Raw genomic sequence first — 15887 nt, forward strand, 5'->3', positions numbered from 1 at the left:
TACCTATGTCCGCGCTCGAGTCCAAGCTGAAGACTATTCATGCCGTGTGCACACACGACTGCCCGGACTCGTGCGGTGTGCTTGTCACGGTCGATCAGCTCACGGGGCGAGCGACGAAGGTGCAGGGTGATCCCACGCATCCGGTGACGCGCGGATTCCTCTGTGGCAAGGTCGCACGCTATCTCGATCGCGTGTATTCGCCGGAGCGGCTGTTATATCCGATGCGCCGTAAGCCAGGTGTAGCGAAAGGCCCGCTGCCCAAAGGACGCGAAGCGGAGGCCTTCGACCGCATCAGCTGGGATGAGGCGCTCGACAGCATTGCGCGCAAGCTGGAAGCGACTGCCGGAGAGTTTGGACCAGAGAGCATTTTGCCCTACAGCTACGCAGGAACCATCGGACAGCTGGGTTACGGTTCGATGGACCGCCGCTTCTTTCATCGGCTCGGCGCGTCGCAGCTGGACCGGACAATCTGCGCCAGCGCTGGAGCTGCTGCGCTGGCGAGCGTGTATGGCATGAAGCTTGGGACGGTCCCGCAGGACTTCGCGTTCGCAGGGCTCATCATCGCGTGGGGCGCGAACATCCACGGCAACAATATCCACCTGTGGCCGTTCATTGAGGAGGCTCGACGGACCGGTGCAAAGCTTGTGGTGATCGATCCTTATAAGACACGTACAGCCGCGCTTGCGGATCAGCACCTCGCCATTCGTCCTGGAACCGATGGCTTGCTGGCTCTTTCAATCATGCATGTGCTCTTTCGCGAGGGGCTTGAAGATGCGGCCTATCTCGCTGACTGCACTACTGGAGCGGAGGAGCTGCGCGCACACGCATTGAAGCCGGAGCACGCGCCGGAGCGAGCTGCGGAGATCACCGGCATCGCGGCGGAGAGGATCGAGGCACTTGCGCGGGCTTACGGCGAAGCTGGCAGGCAAGGTCGTCGGCCAGCCGTGATTCGGATGAACTACGGAATTCAGCGCAGTGAGAATGGTGGAACTGCTGCACGTGCCGTTGCGATGTTGCCACTAATTACAGGCAGCTGGCAGAAGCGCGGTGGTGGTATGCTGCTGTCGACCAGCGGCTCGTTTCCTTTTGACTCGGCTAGTTTGCAAATGCCAGAGCTGATGCTGCAAAGCCCGCTGAAGCGTGCGTCGCGCGTCGTGAATATGAGTCAACTCGGGGAGGCGCTGACCGAGCTGGATGAGCCTGCCGTGAAGGCGTTGTTTGTCTACAACTGCAACGCAGCCGCAGTTGCGCCGAACTCGGCGAGCGTGTTGGAAGGTCTGCGCCGCGACGATCTATTCACCGTCGTCCATGAACAGTTCTTCACCGATACGACGGACTACGCAGATATCGTGCTGCCAGCGACGACGTTCCTGGAGCATAAGGACTTGATGGGAGCCTACGGACATCTGCAGGCGCAGATGTCGATGCCTGCGATTGCTCCGCTCGGAGAAGCTCGCAGCAACGTGGCGCTCTTTGGAAAGCTTGGTCTGCGTATGGGCTTTGAAGAGTCGCTGTTCGCTGTGGATGAAGACGAACTGATCGCGCAGGCGCTCGGTACCGATCACCCGTGGTTTGCGGGTATTACGAAGGAGCGGCTGGAAGAGGAAGGTCACATTGCGCTGCAATTGCCCGTGAATGCGCAAGGCGAGGCTTTGCCGTTCAGTACAGCCGATTGGTTCGGCACAACCAGCGGACGCGGTGAACTTACGCCCGTGCCGATATGGATCGCTGCCAGCGAATCGCGCAACGGTGCCGAACGCAGCGAACAGTATCCGCTCGAGTTTTTGCCACGGAAGGCAGATAATTTCATGAACACGACGTTCGCCAACTTGGCCGTTCACCAGAAAATGGAGCAGAAGACCGCAGGCGTGCTGGAGATGCATACGAGCGACGCGGCTGCGCGCGGGTTACAGTCGGGAGATGCCGTTGAGGTCCGGAATGCGCGAGGTCGCGTTACTCTAACTGCGCGTGTCGGTGAATCCATTGCCGCCGGCGTTGTGGCGGCGCGGCTGGACTGGCAGAAGCTCTCACCCGATGGTTCCAACGTGAACGCGCTGACGAGCGAACGCATCACGGATATCGGCGGCGGCGCAACGTTCTACTCGACGATGGTTGAAGTTGCGAAGCTCGTGGAAGTCCCGCAAACACGATCTGATACGGCGATAGCAGCAGACTGACGCGTGACTGCATCTCAGTTTTCATGCCCGCGACGCGAGCAGAGGAGTGAACGTGGCCGTCAAGGATTTGTACACACTGCAGGACCCGACAAAACAGTATCCGCAACCGAAGTTCCGCAGCCAGAAGCAGTCTGTTCCTGGGCTCGACAGCAAGATGACGCCGAAGGCAGATCACGGCGAAACGAGTTATCGCGGAAGCGGTCGTCTGCCGAACCGCAAGGCGCTTGTTACGGGTGGCGATTCCGGGATTGGCCGCGCTGCAGCAATCGCATTTGCCCGCGAAGGCGCGGATGTTGCGATCAGCTATCTGCCGAGCGAAGAGTCGGATGCGAAGGAAGTGATCGCACTCATCGAGGCTGAAGGACGCAAGGCATTTGCGTTTCCTGGCGACATCAGCAACGAGAGGTTCGCTCGCAAGGTGGTGAAGGATGCGTACAAGAAGCTTGGTGGTCTCGACATCTTTGCCGCAGTTGCGGGCAAGCAGCATGCGGTAGAAAAGATTGCCGATGTGACGACCAAGCAGATGGAAGAGACGTATCGGGTGAATGTGTTTGCGCTGTTCTGGATGTGTCAAGAGGCGCTTGCCGTGATGCCGAAGGGTGGTTCGATCATTACGACCGCGTCGATTCAGGCTACGCATCCTAGCCCGAGTTTGCTGGACTATGCGCCGACAAAGGCCGCGATTCTGGCGTTCACGCGAGCTTTGGCGAGACAGGTTGCAGAAGATGGGATTCGAGTGAACTGCGTTGCGCCTGGACCTGTGTGGACGCCGCTGCAATCGAGCGGAGGACAGCCTGCGAAGAAGATTCCCGCGTTCGGCTCGGAGACGCCGATGAAGCGCCCCGGACAGCCTGTTGAGATGTCGCCGTTGTATGTGCTGCTGGCGAGCCAGGAATCGAGTTACGTGACTGGCGAAGTGTACGGAGCGACTGGCGGACTCGAAGTCGGCTAAGCCAAACCTGTCGATTGGGCCTGTTCGTGTGCGTGGTAGCTGGAGCGCACGAGCGGGCCTGACTCTACGTGTTTGAATCCCATCTGCATGGCTTCGTGCTTGAGGAAAGCGAATTCATCCGGAGTGTAGAAGCGCGACATTGGGAGATGATCGCGTGATGGGCGCAGATATTGACCGATGGTGAGGATGTCGACCTTGCGATCGGCGAGATCGCGGAAGACGGCGATGAGCTCGTGCATCTCTTCGCCCATGCCGACGATGATGCCGGTTTTGGTCACGATTGGGCCGAGTTCGTGCTCGCTTGATTCCTTCTTCGCGCTGTCTAGAAAGTGCAGCGACTTCTCGTAGCGACCGCCGGATTTGGCGACGCGATAGAGGCGAGGAACGGTTTCGATGTTGTGGTTCAGAATCTCGGGGCGAGCAGCGACAACCAAACGACGAGCTTCATCGACTCCTTGAAAATCGGGAGTGAGAACTTCCACCTGCGTTCCTGGCGACTGGCGGCGGATTTCCTGAATGACATTGACGAAGGCGCGTGCTGCGCCGAGATTGTCGTCATCGCGATTCACGCTGGTGATGACTGCGTGTTTCAGACCGAGCTGCGCAACAGCGTATGCGACGCGTGAAGGCTCTTCGTGATCAATCGGTTCAGGTTTGCCTTTGGGAACTGCGCAGAAGCCGCAGCGACGCGTGCAGAGGTTGCCAAGCATCATGAACGTTGCGGTCTTGTGGTTCCAGCATTCGCCGATGTTTGGGCAATGTGCGGATTCGCAGACGGTGTGAAGATTGAGCTCGCGGGCGAGTTTCTTTAGTGAATGAAATGTCTCACCCATGGGAGCGCGCGCTTTGAGCCATTCAGGCTTCGGAGCGGGCTTGCGCGGCGTCAGATCGATCTGGATGAGTGCGTCGGATTGGACGAGGGGTGCCACGCTTTTATTGTACTTGTTGGGCGATATACCCCCTACCCCCCCATACTTTCTAGCTCAAAGTATTGATATTGAGTCGTTTAGGTGTCTCTGGACGGGGCGAATGAGGGCAAAATCGGGCAAACTCTTGATTCGAAGAGGGTAGAGCGCACGGAGGGTGCACTCGCAAAAGCCTAGAGCCAACCCTTGGAGCGGGCGATGCGGGCGGCGTCCGTGCGGTTGGTAGCGCCTAGCTTGGCGATGGCTTCGGAGAGGTAGTTGCGGACGGTGCCTTCGGAAAGGTGGAGGTCGGTGGCTATTTCGGCGGAAGAGCGGCCATCGCCGGCGCGCTGGAGGATCTGGCGTTCGCGGTCGGAGAGCGGGTCGGGATCGGCAGCCCAGGCTTCGGCGGCGAGGGTGGGATCGATGGCGCGCAGACCGGCGTGGACCTTGCGGATGGCTTCGGCGAGTTCGGAGGCGGGACGTTCTTTGAGGAGATAGCCGCGCGCGCCTGCGTCGAGCGCTCGGCGCAGGTAGCCGGGGCGGGCGAAGGTGGTGAGGATGATGACGCGGGATTTGCTCTCGGCTTCGTTGAGAGCGGCGGCGAGCTCGAGGCCGGTGCGTTGGGGCATTTCGATGTCGGTGACGACGATGTCGGGGGCGTGCTGCTGGATGAGCTTGAGGGCCTCGTTGCCGTTGGTGGCCTCTGCTACGACGGTGATGTCGGGTTCGAGAGAGAGCAGGGCGGCTAGGGCTCCGCGGAGCATGGTCTGGTCTTCGGCGAGGAGGACGCGGATTTTGGGGGTGGCCATGCCAAGCTCCAGAAGTTATTGGTTGAGAGGGTTCCGGACGGTCGTGGTGAGTTGGGGGTGTCGGGGTTCTTCGGCTACGGGCTGCGTCCTTGGCTCAGAATGACAGAGTTTAAAGGATTATGCGTTCGCTCCGGGGTTGAAGCCCCCGTTCTTGTTAGTGGGATATGAGATCCGATGCTAAAGCATCTGGGTACCGGACCGTGCAGGGAACAAGACATGCAGGGGCCAAGACTTACAGGGATCAAGATTGGGGCAAAGTAATGAGGAGGCGGGTGCCTGGGCCGGATTCGAGGGCGAGGTTGCCGCCGATGGATTCGATGCGGGCGCGCATGCCGCGGAGGCCATTGCCTTCGCGGGGCGGTGTGGGGGATAGGCCGTTGTCTTCGATGATGAGGCGGCGGAGGGTGGTGTCTGCGGGGGCAACGAAGTGTAGCGTGCAGGTGGTGGCGTGGGCGTGGCGCACGATGTTGGTGACGGCTTCGCGGAGGGCGAGGGAGAGGACGGTTTCTTCGGTGGGGGTGAGGTTCTTCGTGGGTCCATCCCAGGTCCGAGAATCCGGACCTGGGGCACCCTGTTCCTCCGTAAGTAGAAGGGTGACACCGGCGGCGTCGAGGGTGCGGCGGGCGGCTTCGATCTCGGCGGCGAGGCCTCGGGCGCGGTAGCCGGTGATGGCTTCGCGGACTTCGGAGAGGGAGGTGCGGGCGAGGCGTTCGACGTCGGCGATCTCGGCGGCGGCGCGGGCGGGGTCGCGTTCGATGAGACGGCCGGCGAGTTCGGCTTTGAGGGTGATGACGGAGAGGGTGTGGCCGAGGACGTCGTGAAGGTCGCGAGCGATGCGTTCGCGCTCGGCGACGGCGGCGAGAGCGAGGTTCTGGTCCTGGGCGTCGCGCAGGGCGTGGGAGGCCCGGAGCTGCGCCTGGGTGAAGCGTTTCTGCTCGGCGAAGAAGATATTGGCTACGCCGATGATGAGCAGCAGGAGGCTGGCGATGAAGATGTTGGGCCAGCCCACGTGCATCCCTGCGCCTACGAAGACGAGGTGCTGACGGACGAGCTGGCCTTCCCCGAGGATAATGAGGCTTTCGGCAAGGAAGAGCAGAAGGACGCGACGGGTGGAGCTGATGGTGAAGGGAAGGAAGGCGGCAGTGTAGATGAAGAAGGTCGAACCGCCTCCGTTGAAGGGGAAGACGAGAAGACCAAGGACGAAGGTGGCGGCGATGAGCCAATAGCGGCGGGGGGAGGCTTCGTTTTCGTCGCACCGCATGTAGAGGGTGAAGATGAGAGCGAAGACGGCGACGGCTGCGAGGGTGATGGTCCAGAGGGCGAGACTTGGATCGAAGATGGGATCGATGAAGATGAAGCCCACGTAGGCGAACCAAAGCCATGCGACGTTGCGGCGGTTGGGCGGGATGTTGGAGGGAGTCGTCGACATGGCTTTGGGAGAAGTGTAATGGAGACAGGGAAGTTGCCAGTTGCCAGTTATCAGTTGTTGGTTGTTGGTGGGATGAGCTGGACTGTGCTCATGAGCTCGGGATCGTTGCGCTGCTATGGGCAAATAGCAGGTCCTTCGCTGCGCTCGGGATGACAATCTCAATACGCATCTTTGGATGAAACCTCATCACCTTGTCAGGAGTTTTGTTCGCGGTGGTAGATGGCGAACCAGGTGATGCCGATCATGAGGATGGAAAAGCCTGTGAGACCGAGGAGGTGCTGGGTGAGCGTTCCGTGCGAGGGAGCGCCGAGTGCGGCGTACATCATCTGAGCGAGATGGTAGGTGGGGAGGACGGGCGCAATCTGCTGCAGGATCTTTGGAAGGAACTGCAGGGGCACCCAGAGGCCAGAGAGAAAGCTCATAGGCAGGTAGACGAGGTTCGCGATGCCGCCAGCAGCAGCGGGGGGAACGGTGAAGGCCATGGCGAGTCCGAGGCAGGAGAACGGGATGGCTCCGATGGCGGCGATGAGGGCGATGCGCGCGAACTCGATTGCGGTGATGTGGACGTGGCCCAGGGCGATGCCGAGTGCGGTGAGGACGCAGACGATGAGGAAGGAATAGACCACGGCCATGCTGCATTTGGAGAGGATGTACGCGAGCGGAGGCATGGGACTGGCGTGCTTGAGATCGAGCCAGCCAGCGGAGCGGTCGAGAGCGACGCCAACGCCGATGCCGAAGATGGCGGCTCCCAGGGAGCCGAAGACAGCGTAGCCGCCGAGTAGATATTTGGCGACGGAGACGCTGCCGATGATCTCGTTGCGATTGAGGAGCAGGCCGAAGAGGCAGTAGAACATAACGGGGAAGCCGATGGCGGCGAGCGAGTAGGCGCGGGTGCGCAGGCTGCGGAGGATCTCGTAGCGGATTTCGGTGATGAAGATGCGGAGGACGCTGGGCGGCTTGAGGGCGGTGGTAGTGGGCATGGGGATGGCGGTGGTGGACATGGGAGGTCTCCTTGGAGTTGTGCGTTCTCAGTTGTCCGTAAAAGGCACAAACTGAGAACTGAGAACTGAGAACTAGTTCGAGGTGAGGGCTAGGAAGGCGTCTTCGAGGGCGGGGCTGGCGACTTCGAGCGAGTGCAGAGATTGATCGAGCGCGAGGAGTTCGCGCAGGGTGGCTTCGGTCTGCGCGCTGGTGAGAGTGGTGAGGCCGTTGAGGGTGTCGGCTGCGGTGACACCGATGAGGTTGTGCAGTGTCTCTGCTGGGAGGGTGGTGACGCAGCGGATGATCTTGAGGGTGGCGGCGGCGTCGGTGCTGGAGCCGAGGGATTTGACCTCGGCGGGGGTGCCGGAGCAGATGACGCGACCCTTATTGATGACGACGATGCGGTGGGCGAGGGCGTCGGCTTCTTCGAGGTAGTGCGTGGTGAGGAGGACGGTCTTGCCGCGGGCGGCGAGGGAGCGGATCTCGGCCCACATGGCGCGACGGGCTTCGATGTCGAGGCCGACGGTGGGCTCGTCGAGGAAGATGAGGTCGGGGTCGCCGGCGAGGGCGAGGGCGAAGAGCATGCGCTGCTTCTGGCCGCCGGAGAGCTGGCCGAACATGCGCTCTTCGATGCCTTCGAGCGCGGCGGCTTTGACGAGGTCGGCGTAAGGCATGGGCGCGGGATAATAGCCGCGGAAGATATTGACCTGTTCGCGGACGCGCAGCATCTCGGGCGCGCGGCCGACCTGCAGCATGACACCGGTGCGGAGGCGGGCGTGGGTGTTGCGCGGGTCTTTGTTGAAGATGCGGACCTGGCCGGAGGTGGGAGAGCTGAGGCCCATCATGAGCTTGACGGCCGTTGATTTGCCGGCACCATTCGGGCCTAAAAGTGCGACGATCTCGCCACGCTTGAGGGTGAGGGAGAGATTGTCGAGAGCGGTGACTCCGTTGACGTAGCGCTTGGTGATGTTGGTGAGGGCGGCTACGGTGTCGGTGGTGGTCGGTGCGAAGGTGGTGGGCATTGAGGTGCTCCTGAGAGACGCGGTGAAGTGCGAGGACAGGATTGAGTATGCGAGCCGGGCGGTGCGGGCGTTAGTGAGGGGAGTCAGGAAAGTGGGGTGACGTTTGTCATTTGGTGCTTAGCGCGTTCGGATAAAGTAGGGTCATGCTGAAACTTGAGAAGCTGACGGGGAAGCGGGAGTTTCGCGCGCATGAGACGCACCGCATGGATGAGCTGAACGGGCTGCCGCTTGCGAGCTTCAAACGGCGCGGGATCGCGATTGCGATCGACTTCGCGATCATCGCGGCTCTGAAGCTGATCTTCGGCATGCATGGGCATAAAGAAGAGATCGAGGTGCCGAAGGGCAGCTTTGCGTGGATGCTGATGGAGGCGAAGGAGACGGTGCTGGAGCTGGTGGAGAGCACGTTCTACTTTGCGGTGGCGCTGAAGTTTGGCAAGGGGCAGACGCCGGGGAAGTGGCTGATGAAGATCAAGGTGCTGTCGTTGACGCATCACGAGATTGGGTGGTGGCAGTCGATCGAGCGCGGGCTGGGGTATGGCGCTTCGATCCTGGAAGGCGGGTTTGGATTTCTGCAGTACTACATCAATCGGAACCGGATGACGGTGCATGATCGGATTGCGGAGACGATTGTGGTGGATGTGGTGGCGGATGCGGATGCGGTGAGCGTGGACGATGAGCGGGATGAGTTGTAGTCGTTGCTGGTCCGATTAAGAAGCAGATTCCCTGCGGGAATGACAAATGAAAAGATAGCAAAGCCCCACTCGAGTTGAGTGGGGCTTTGCTGTCTGCGGGGAGGCGTTATTGTTTGGGCGTGTACTCGTCGCGGAGGCGGGTCTGGCGGGTGACCATGGGGATGGCGATGCCGTCGATGTAGACCTGCTTGACGTTGGTGCGGACGTCGAGGGGGTCGCCGTTGGCGATGACGACGTTGGCTGTTTTGCCTGCATCGAGGGAACCGAGCTTGTCGGCGACGCCGAAGATCTCGGCGGGGTAGAGGGTGATGGACTTGAGGGCTTCGTCGTAGGGCAGGCCGTAGGCAACGGCGTATCCGGCGGCGTAGGGGAGGTTACGTAGGAACTCGTTGTCGTAGGAGGCGATGGTGACCTTGACGCCGCGCTTCTGCAGTTCTGCGGGGAGCGAGTAAACGGCGTCGTAACGCTCGCCAGCTTCGGGCAGCTCGTAGATGGGGCCGACGATGACGGGGACGTGGTAGCTGGCGATCTTATCGAGCACGCCCTGCGCGTGGGTGAGGCGCGAGAGCACGACCTTCAGGTGGAACTCCTGCGCGAGCTCCATGATGGCTTCGACATCGTGACCTTCTTCGACGCCGATGATGACGGGGCGCTCGCCCTTGAGGTAGGGGATGAGGGCTTCGTTCTTGAGGTCGAACTTGCTGCCGGGCTTGCCGCCTTTGCCTTCCTTACCGGAGGCGGTGTCGTCGGACTTGGAAGTGCCTGAAGCGCGTGCCTTCATGTACTCCTGCGCGTCGATGAGGGCCTGGCGGAGTTGCGTGATCTCGCCCATGCGGGTGGAGGGATAGCGACCTCCGCCAGCGCCTTCGCCACGACCGCCGCGCTTGGGGCCGTTGCCGAAGTTCATGGCGAGGGAGACGTCGCGGTTGAGGAGCATCTGGTCGCGGTCGCGGCCCGCGAGCTGGATGAAGCTGTCCTGGCCGGGCATGGTGTCGGAGGCGCGGGGAGCGACGACGGCGTTGGTGATCCCGTTGTAGCGGTCGATTGGGATGTGCTCGGTCTCGGCGTGGAAGGCGTCGTAGACGTGCATGTTGGGGAAGATTTCTTCGGAGGTCTCGACGAGATCGTTGTTGACCTGATCGGAGGCAACCTCGGTGAGGCCGAGGTTGGTCTCGGCGTCGATGAGGCCAGGGTAGACGGTCATGCCCTTGGCGTCGATGATGGTGGCGTTCTTCGGGACTTTGACGGAGGCGGCGGGACCGGCGGCGGTGATCTTGCCGTTCTCCATGAGGAGGACGCCGTTTTCGATGGTGCCGTGGGTGACGGTGAGGAGCTTGCCGCCGACTATGGCGGTGATGCCGGGCTTGATGGTGGTGTCGACCATGATGGCCTGGGCGTGGGCTGCGGTAGCCACCATCGAGATAGCAGCGAGGGTGCAGAGGTTGAAAAGAAGCGTGGCTGTATGGCGCGCGCGAGCACCTTCGGGGTTCTTCGGCTGCGCCCCTTCGACTCGCTGCGCTCGCTTGGAGGCTTCGCTCAGAATGACAGAGTAATTCTTATTCATTTAGTTGCCACCTCCTACTTGGGCATCTTCTGCGCTCTCGTCGTCGCTGCCGCCAAAGCCGCCGCCGTGCATGACTCCGGTGAAGTGGGTGGTGCCGTAGCCGGGGAGCGAGGAGTCGAAGTAGAGGTCGCCGTCGATGAAGACTTTCTCGGCGCGGGCGTAACTGCTGAGCGGGTCGGTGTTCCAGATGACGACGTCGCCGTCCTTGCCTATGTCGAGGGAGCCAACCTTGTCGTCGACGCCCATGATCCATGCGGCGTTGAGGGTAATCATGCGGATGGCTTCGTCTTCAGTGGCTCCGCCGTAGTGGACCATCTTGCCGGCCTCCTGGTTGAGGCGGCGAACGAAGTCGTTGGAGTCGGACTTGAGCGCGACCTTAACGCCTTCGCGCATGGACATGACGGCGTTCCACGGGATCGCGTCCCAGGCTTCGTCCTTGAAGCCCCACCAGTCGGCGAAGGTGGCGATGCCGGTGCCGTCCTTGGCTATCTCGCCGCCGACTTTGTACATCTCGAGGGCGTGATGGAAGGCGCGGATCTTGTAGCCGTACTCCTTGGCGATGGCTTCTTCGGTGAGGAACTCGTCGGCGCGATAGCAGTGGATTTCGACGAGTAGCTTGCCGCTGAGGACGTCGGAGAGGGCTTCGAGCTTGAGGTCGCGATGAGGAGCGACGGCGTCCTTGTCACCCTTGGCGACTTTCGCGTTGTAGGAGTCCCAACCGGCTTTGTAAACCTTGGCGTCTTCGAAGGACTGGCGCATGACCTCGAAGTTGCCCATGCGGGTGGAGGGGAGCTGGCCCTTGGAGCCGTAGACGCGCTTGGGGTTTTCACCAGAGGCGAACTTGATGGTGCGTGGCGCGCCGGCGAAGAGCATCTCGTCGCGGCTGCGGCCGAAGCGGTTTTTGATGCTGATGTTCTGGCCGCCGATCATGTTGGCGGAGCCGTGCAGGAGGAGTTCGGTAGTGACGCCGCCAGCGAGGGCGAAGTAGAGGGCGCGATCGTTGTTGTCGAAGGCGTCGATCATCATCATGCTGGGGGTGACGGGGCTGGTGGCTTCGTTGACATCATTGCCTAGGGCGGAGTGGGAGTGCGGGTCGACGATGCCGGGGGTGACGTACTTGCCTGCGGCGTCGATGATGGTGGCTCCGGGGGGAGCGTTGACGGTAGCGCCGACGCCGGCGATCTTGCCGTTGTGGAGCCATACGGCGCCGTGCTCGATGGTGCCGTGCGAGGCGGTCATGACGGTGGCGTTCTTGATGACGAGGTCGGGGATGGTCTGCGCATGGGCCGAGGTGGCGAAGAGGCTGACTGCGCTGAAGGCGAAGGCGCAGTAGAGGAGTGGGGACACTCTGACTGGATGCGGAGTGGTTGCGGGCATCGGAGAGACCTCTGGATTGAGTTGCGGTAGGTCGATGCTAGCACGGTGAGGCTGCCCAATCTGCAGTTTCAAACTGCAACTCGTGACGATTTGTCAGCAGTTGACGAACAGTTGGCAGCAGGAGGTTCTACATCCAGTCGTTGCCGTACTGGACGGGGATCTGGGTGAAGGCGATGCGGGTCGGGGCGGAGTCTCGGGCGGGGAGCATGCCGGCGAAGTGCAGCGTGGAGTGGCCGTACTTGAGATTCAGCTTGTCCATGGTGTGGGAGAGCTGATTGCGGTTGCCGGGTTCTTCGAAGAGGCCCGCCTGGTATTCGGCTTCGGGGATGAGCTTAGTCATGGTGACGCCGACGAAGAACGGCTTCTGGTGCTCGGGGCCGTTGGGCGCTTGTTTCCAGCAGCCTTGCAGGGCGGCGAGCAGTGAAAGTGTGTCCTGCGCGGGCTGGAAGCGGGCCTCCATGCCCCAGCCGGTCTGGGTGATGCCGGAGGTGTGTTTGCGGACGCGGGCCTGGGCGGGGGCAGGAGCAGGTCCTTCGCTGCGCTCGGGATGACAATCACCCAGGGATCTAGCCTGATCGCGACTGAGGGAGTACTTGATGGTGACGGCGAGGGAGGCGGTGTAGAAATGCTCCATGCGGAGGCGCATGGCAGCTTTGTGGAGGAGCTTATGGGCGACCGCCCAGGCGCCTTCGGGGGTGCGGTGTTCGGGGGCGAGGACGTGGGAGTGGCCGAGAGACTTCTGGATCTCGCTGGGGACGGGGGCGCCGTCGTCGCCGGTATCGTGGCCGCGGAGCCAGTGGTACATACGGTCGCCCCAAACGGAGTCCATGAGCTTGTGCATACCTGCGCGGTCTAGCGCGAGGAGCTGGGGCATGGTGGTGATGCCCTTGGCGTTGAGGCGGGCTTCGGTCCTGGCGCCGACGCCGGGGAGGTCGCGGAGCTCGAGGTGGGCGAGGGCGCGGGGAAGCTGTGAGGGCAGGAGGCCGATGAGGCCGTCGGGCTTCTGCATGTCGCTGGCGATCTTGGCGAGGTAGCGATTGGGCGCCATGCCGATGGAGCAGCGCAGGGTGCTGCCGACGTCGTCCTTGATGGCCTGCTTGATGTCGAGGGCGATGCGGCGGGCGTTGGGTGGCTGGCGCTCGCGGCCCATGAGCTGGCAGACCATCTCGTCGATGGAGGGATTGTGGGCGACGGGGCAGATGCGCTCGACGGCCTTAGTGATGTTGTGGGAGAACTTGGCGTAGACGGAGTGGTCGCTGGAGACGAGGACGATGTCCGGGCAGAGCTGACGGGCTTCGGCGACCTTCGTGCCGGTGCGGATCTTGAGGGCTTTGGCTTCGTAGCTGGCAGCGATGAGGGTGCCGGTGTCGGCCATGGTGGCGGTAACGCCGAGGGGCCGGTTGCGGTACTCGGGGTGGAGCTCCTGTTCGACCGAGGCGAAGAAGGAGTTCAGATCGACGTGGAGGAAGCCGAAGAGGTCATCGGATTGGAGGGGTTCGGCCATGGTCTCGCACCAGTGCTGCAAGAGAGATTATATTCGCCGCTTCTTCGCTACGCTGGACGCAGGAAAAGGGCCGCTAGTGGCGACCCCTCTTCTTATTCCGTGCAGAGCTTCGTTATTTGCCGGAGACGGTCAGAACGAAGTAGTAGCTGCTCTTGGAGTCGAAGGAGCTGATGCTCTTGGTGTTGGACTTGACGCCGTTGGAGGTGGCCCAAAGCTCGTAGTCGGTGTTCTGCGAGAGAGCGCCGAAGTGGTACTTGCCCTCTTCGTCGCAGATGTAGGTTTTCACGCTGAGGCTCTTGGTGTCCTTGAGGTAGACGACCGAGCCAGGAAGGATCGCTTCGGTTTTATTGACGACCTTGCCGTCGACCGTGCGGTCTTTCTGTGTCGACTGGGCGAGCAGAGAAGGCGTGCCGACGGTGATGCAAAGCGCTCCCGGAACCATCAGCGTTGCGACAGCGAGCAGCAGGGCCGTGCGGGACGCACGCTTATTCATCTTCTTCATCTTCGTCGTCAGCGAGAAGGTCATCATCTTCATCATCGTATCCTTCTTCTTCGACGGGTGCTATCTCAAGCGGATCGACGGAGACGATCTCGAGATCGGTGCCGCATTCGTCGCAGGTGACTACTTCACCAGCATCTACGTCGTCGACGTCGATGTCCAAAGGGTTATCGCATTCAGGGCAAACTACGGACATACGGTTTCTCCTGTGGTGGCACGGCTTAGCGTGCGGTTAAGGTTTCGCGCTACGAGATGAGACGAGTACGATGAAACAAGTTAGTACTCACCGTCCCAGATGAAGCCGCTTTCCTAGTTCTAGCGGGAGAGTGAACACACGTCAACCTTGTGTTGCCGGATTGGGCTATACGGTTGCCTCAAATCAGTATTTGGAGAGAGCAGATGAATCGTAAGCGGTATATGGCGGTATGTGTTCTGGCGATGACAGCTTCGGCTGCGGGTGTGACGCAGCAGGCGTATACGGCCCTGCCGACGTCGCGGGTGGACCCAAAGATTGCGGCGGCGATTGCGCAGATCTCTCCTGACAACATTCATGCGGATATTGAAAAGCTGGTGTCGTTCAAAAACCGTTCGACGCTTTCGAGCATGGACAAGGACTTGCCGGCGGGTACGGGCATCAACGCGGCAGCGGACTGGATCTTCAGCGAGTACACGCGTATCAGCGAGAGCTGTGATGGCTGCCTGGAGGTGAAGCGCGACGACTTTGTGGAGGCTGCGAAGGCTGGCTCGCGGATAACGCGCGATACGCGGCTGCAGAACATCTACGCGGTGTTGAAGGGTTCGGATCCGGCACAGGCTGCGCGGCGCGTGCTGGTAACCGGACACTACGACTCGCGCAACTCCGATAACTTCAATACGCATGATGCGGCGCCGGGAGCGAACGACGATGCCAGCGGCACGGCGGTTTCGATTGAATCAGCGCGAACGCTGGCGGCGGCGTGGAAGGCGGGATTGAAGTTTCCGTCGACGATCGTGTTTGTGGCGGTGGCGGGTGAGGAGCAGGGATTGAACGGCAGCCGCCACTTGGCCAGGCTGGCGAAGGCCGAGGGCTGGGAGCTGGAGGCGGTGTTGAATAACGACATCGTCGGCGGCGATACGACCGAGGGCGCGCCGTGGGACAAGTCGCAGGTGCGGGTGTTCAGCGAAGGCGTACCGAGCCCGGCAACGTTGGAAGAACTGCACACGCTGCAGACATATGGGTATGAATCAGATTCGCCTTCGCGCGAGGTTGCGCGAGCGATTGCAGAGGTGAGCGCGACGTATTTCCGCTCGGGCGAGGCTGCGGCACCGCCGGCGGCTCCGGGGCACATGCGGAGCCACCTGGTGCGGATGCTGCCTGCGTTTCATCCGGTGCTGGAGTTCCGTCGCGACCGTTTCGGCCGGGGCGGCGATCACTCCAGCTTCAATGCCGAGGGATTTGCCGCGGTGCGCATCACGGAGTGGCAGGAGAACTTCAACCATCAGCACCAGGACCTGCGCACCGAGACGGGCGAGCTGCCGGACGGGACGGATGGGCCGGTTGAGTTTGGCGACTACCTGAAGTTTGTGGACACGAAGTACGTGGCGAACGTGGCGCGGATGAACTCGGCGAGCCTGGCGACGTTTGCGCTGGCTCCGGGCGAGCCGACGGACGTGACGTTTCCGGATGTGAAGATCACCAATGGTTTCAACGACAACTTCTCGGTGATCAGCTGGAAAGCACCCGCGGGCGCGCCAGCGGGCACGACGTACGAGGTGGTGTGGCGGCCGACGGCGGCGCCGACGTGGACGAATGTTCAATCGGCGGGTACAGCTTTGACGCTGAAGCTCGGCATCTCAAAGGACAACGTTGTGTTTGGCGTGCGGAGTGTGGACGCGGCAGGGCATCGCAGCCCGGCGGTCGTGCCGTACCCGGCGCGGCGAGCGACGATGTCGCCTTCGGCACCGCGCAAGGCACAGTAGACTAAAACTCAGGA

At 61.6% G+C, this 15887-nt stretch carries 14 protein-coding genes; 4 read left to right on the forward strand and 10 right to left on the reverse strand.

Annotation, left to right across the window (positions count from 1 at the left end; translation table 11 throughout):
• Window positions 1-5 precede the first annotated feature (5 nt).
• Both OHL14_RS19245 and OHL14_RS19250 read left to right on the forward strand, forming a co-directional pair.
• Entirely contained in the window at window positions 6-2177 is a 2172-nt protein-coding gene (locus tag OHL14_RS19245) for a molybdopterin-containing oxidoreductase family protein (RefSeq protein WP_263380996.1), read from the forward strand.
• Between the two features lie 52 nt (window positions 2178-2229).
• On the forward strand, window positions 2230-3129 hold the full coding sequence (locus tag OHL14_RS19250; protein ID WP_317890440.1) for an SDR family oxidoreductase: 900 nt from the start codon (window positions 2230-2232) through the stop codon (window positions 3127-3129).
• Here the strand turns inward: OHL14_RS19250 and lipA are convergent.
• From lipA to OHL14_RS19275, 5 genes are all read right to left on the reverse strand, one after another.
• Complete coding sequence (lipA, locus tag OHL14_RS19255; RefSeq protein WP_263380997.1) at window positions 3126-4058, reverse strand: lipoyl synthase; 933 nt, start codon at window positions 4056-4058, stop codon at window positions 3126-3128. The genes OHL14_RS19250 and lipA overlap by 4 nt on opposite strands.
• 170 nt (window positions 4059-4228) lie before the next feature.
• Window positions 4229-4846, reverse strand: a complete 618-nt coding sequence (locus OHL14_RS19260; RefSeq protein ID WP_263380998.1) for a response regulator transcription factor — start codon at window positions 4844-4846, stop codon at window positions 4229-4231.
• Between the two features lie 241 nt (window positions 4847-5087).
• Window positions 5088-6275 carry a sensor histidine kinase gene (locus OHL14_RS19265; protein ID WP_263380999.1) on the reverse strand — a complete coding sequence of 396 codons (1188 nt, stop codon included), beginning with the start codon at window positions 6273-6275 and terminating at the stop codon, window positions 5088-5090.
• 194 nt (window positions 6276-6469) lie between these two features.
• Window positions 6470-7276, reverse strand: a complete 807-nt coding sequence (locus tag OHL14_RS19270; RefSeq protein ID WP_263381000.1) for an ABC transporter permease — start codon at window positions 7274-7276, stop codon at window positions 6470-6472.
• Window positions 7277-7348: 72 nt separating this feature from the next.
• The gene (locus OHL14_RS19275) at window positions 7349-8278 is read right to left on the reverse strand and encodes an ABC transporter ATP-binding protein (RefSeq protein ID WP_263381001.1); all 930 of its coding nucleotides are present in this window, start codon (window positions 8276-8278) and stop codon (window positions 7349-7351) included.
• Between the two features lie 143 nt (window positions 8279-8421).
• Here OHL14_RS19275 and OHL14_RS19280 point away from each other — a divergent pair, with 143 nt between their 5' ends.
• Window positions 8422-8970, forward strand: a complete 549-nt coding sequence (locus tag OHL14_RS19280; RefSeq protein ID WP_263381002.1) for an RDD family protein — start codon at window positions 8422-8424, stop codon at window positions 8968-8970.
• A gap of 106 nt (window positions 8971-9076) precedes the next feature.
• Here the strand turns inward: OHL14_RS19280 and OHL14_RS19285 are convergent, their stop codons facing one another.
• From OHL14_RS19285 to OHL14_RS19305, 5 genes are all read right to left on the reverse strand, one after another.
• On the reverse strand, window positions 9077-10534 hold the full coding sequence (locus OHL14_RS19285; protein ID WP_263381003.1) for an amidohydrolase family protein: 1458 nt from the start codon (window positions 10532-10534) through the stop codon (window positions 9077-9079).
• Window positions 10535-11881 carry an amidohydrolase family protein gene (locus OHL14_RS19290; protein WP_263381004.1) on the reverse strand — a complete coding sequence of 449 codons (1347 nt, stop codon included), beginning with the start codon at window positions 11879-11881 and terminating at the stop codon, window positions 10535-10537.
• 157 nt (window positions 11882-12038) lie between these two features.
• Window positions 12039-13415, reverse strand: a complete 1377-nt coding sequence (locus OHL14_RS19295) for a DNA polymerase Y family protein (RefSeq protein ID WP_263381005.1) — start codon at window positions 13413-13415, stop codon at window positions 12039-12041.
• A gap of 112 nt (window positions 13416-13527) precedes the next feature.
• Window positions 13528-13953 (reverse strand): carboxypeptidase regulatory-like domain-containing protein, encoded by a 426-nt coding sequence (locus tag OHL14_RS19300; RefSeq protein WP_263381006.1) that lies wholly within the window; start codon window positions 13951-13953, stop codon window positions 13528-13530.
• Window positions 13901-14110: a hypothetical protein gene (locus tag OHL14_RS19305; protein ID WP_263381007.1), complete on the reverse strand. Its 210-nt coding sequence runs from the start codon at window positions 14108-14110 to the stop codon at window positions 13901-13903. Before OHL14_RS19305 ends, OHL14_RS19300 begins: the two co-directional genes overlap by 53 nt.
• A gap of 203 nt (window positions 14111-14313) precedes the next feature.
• On the opposite strand from OHL14_RS19305, the gene OHL14_RS19310 reads away from it, so the two are divergent.
• Window positions 14314-15873, forward strand: coding sequence for a M20/M25/M40 family metallo-hydrolase (locus OHL14_RS19310; RefSeq protein WP_263381008.1), 1560 nt, complete (start codon window positions 14314-14316; stop codon window positions 15871-15873).
• Window positions 15874-15887 lie beyond the last annotated feature (14 nt).

This window comes from Granulicella paludicola, assembly GCF_025685545.1.
Lineage (GTDB): Bacteria > Acidobacteriota > Terriglobia > Terriglobales > Acidobacteriaceae > Granulicella > Granulicella paludicola.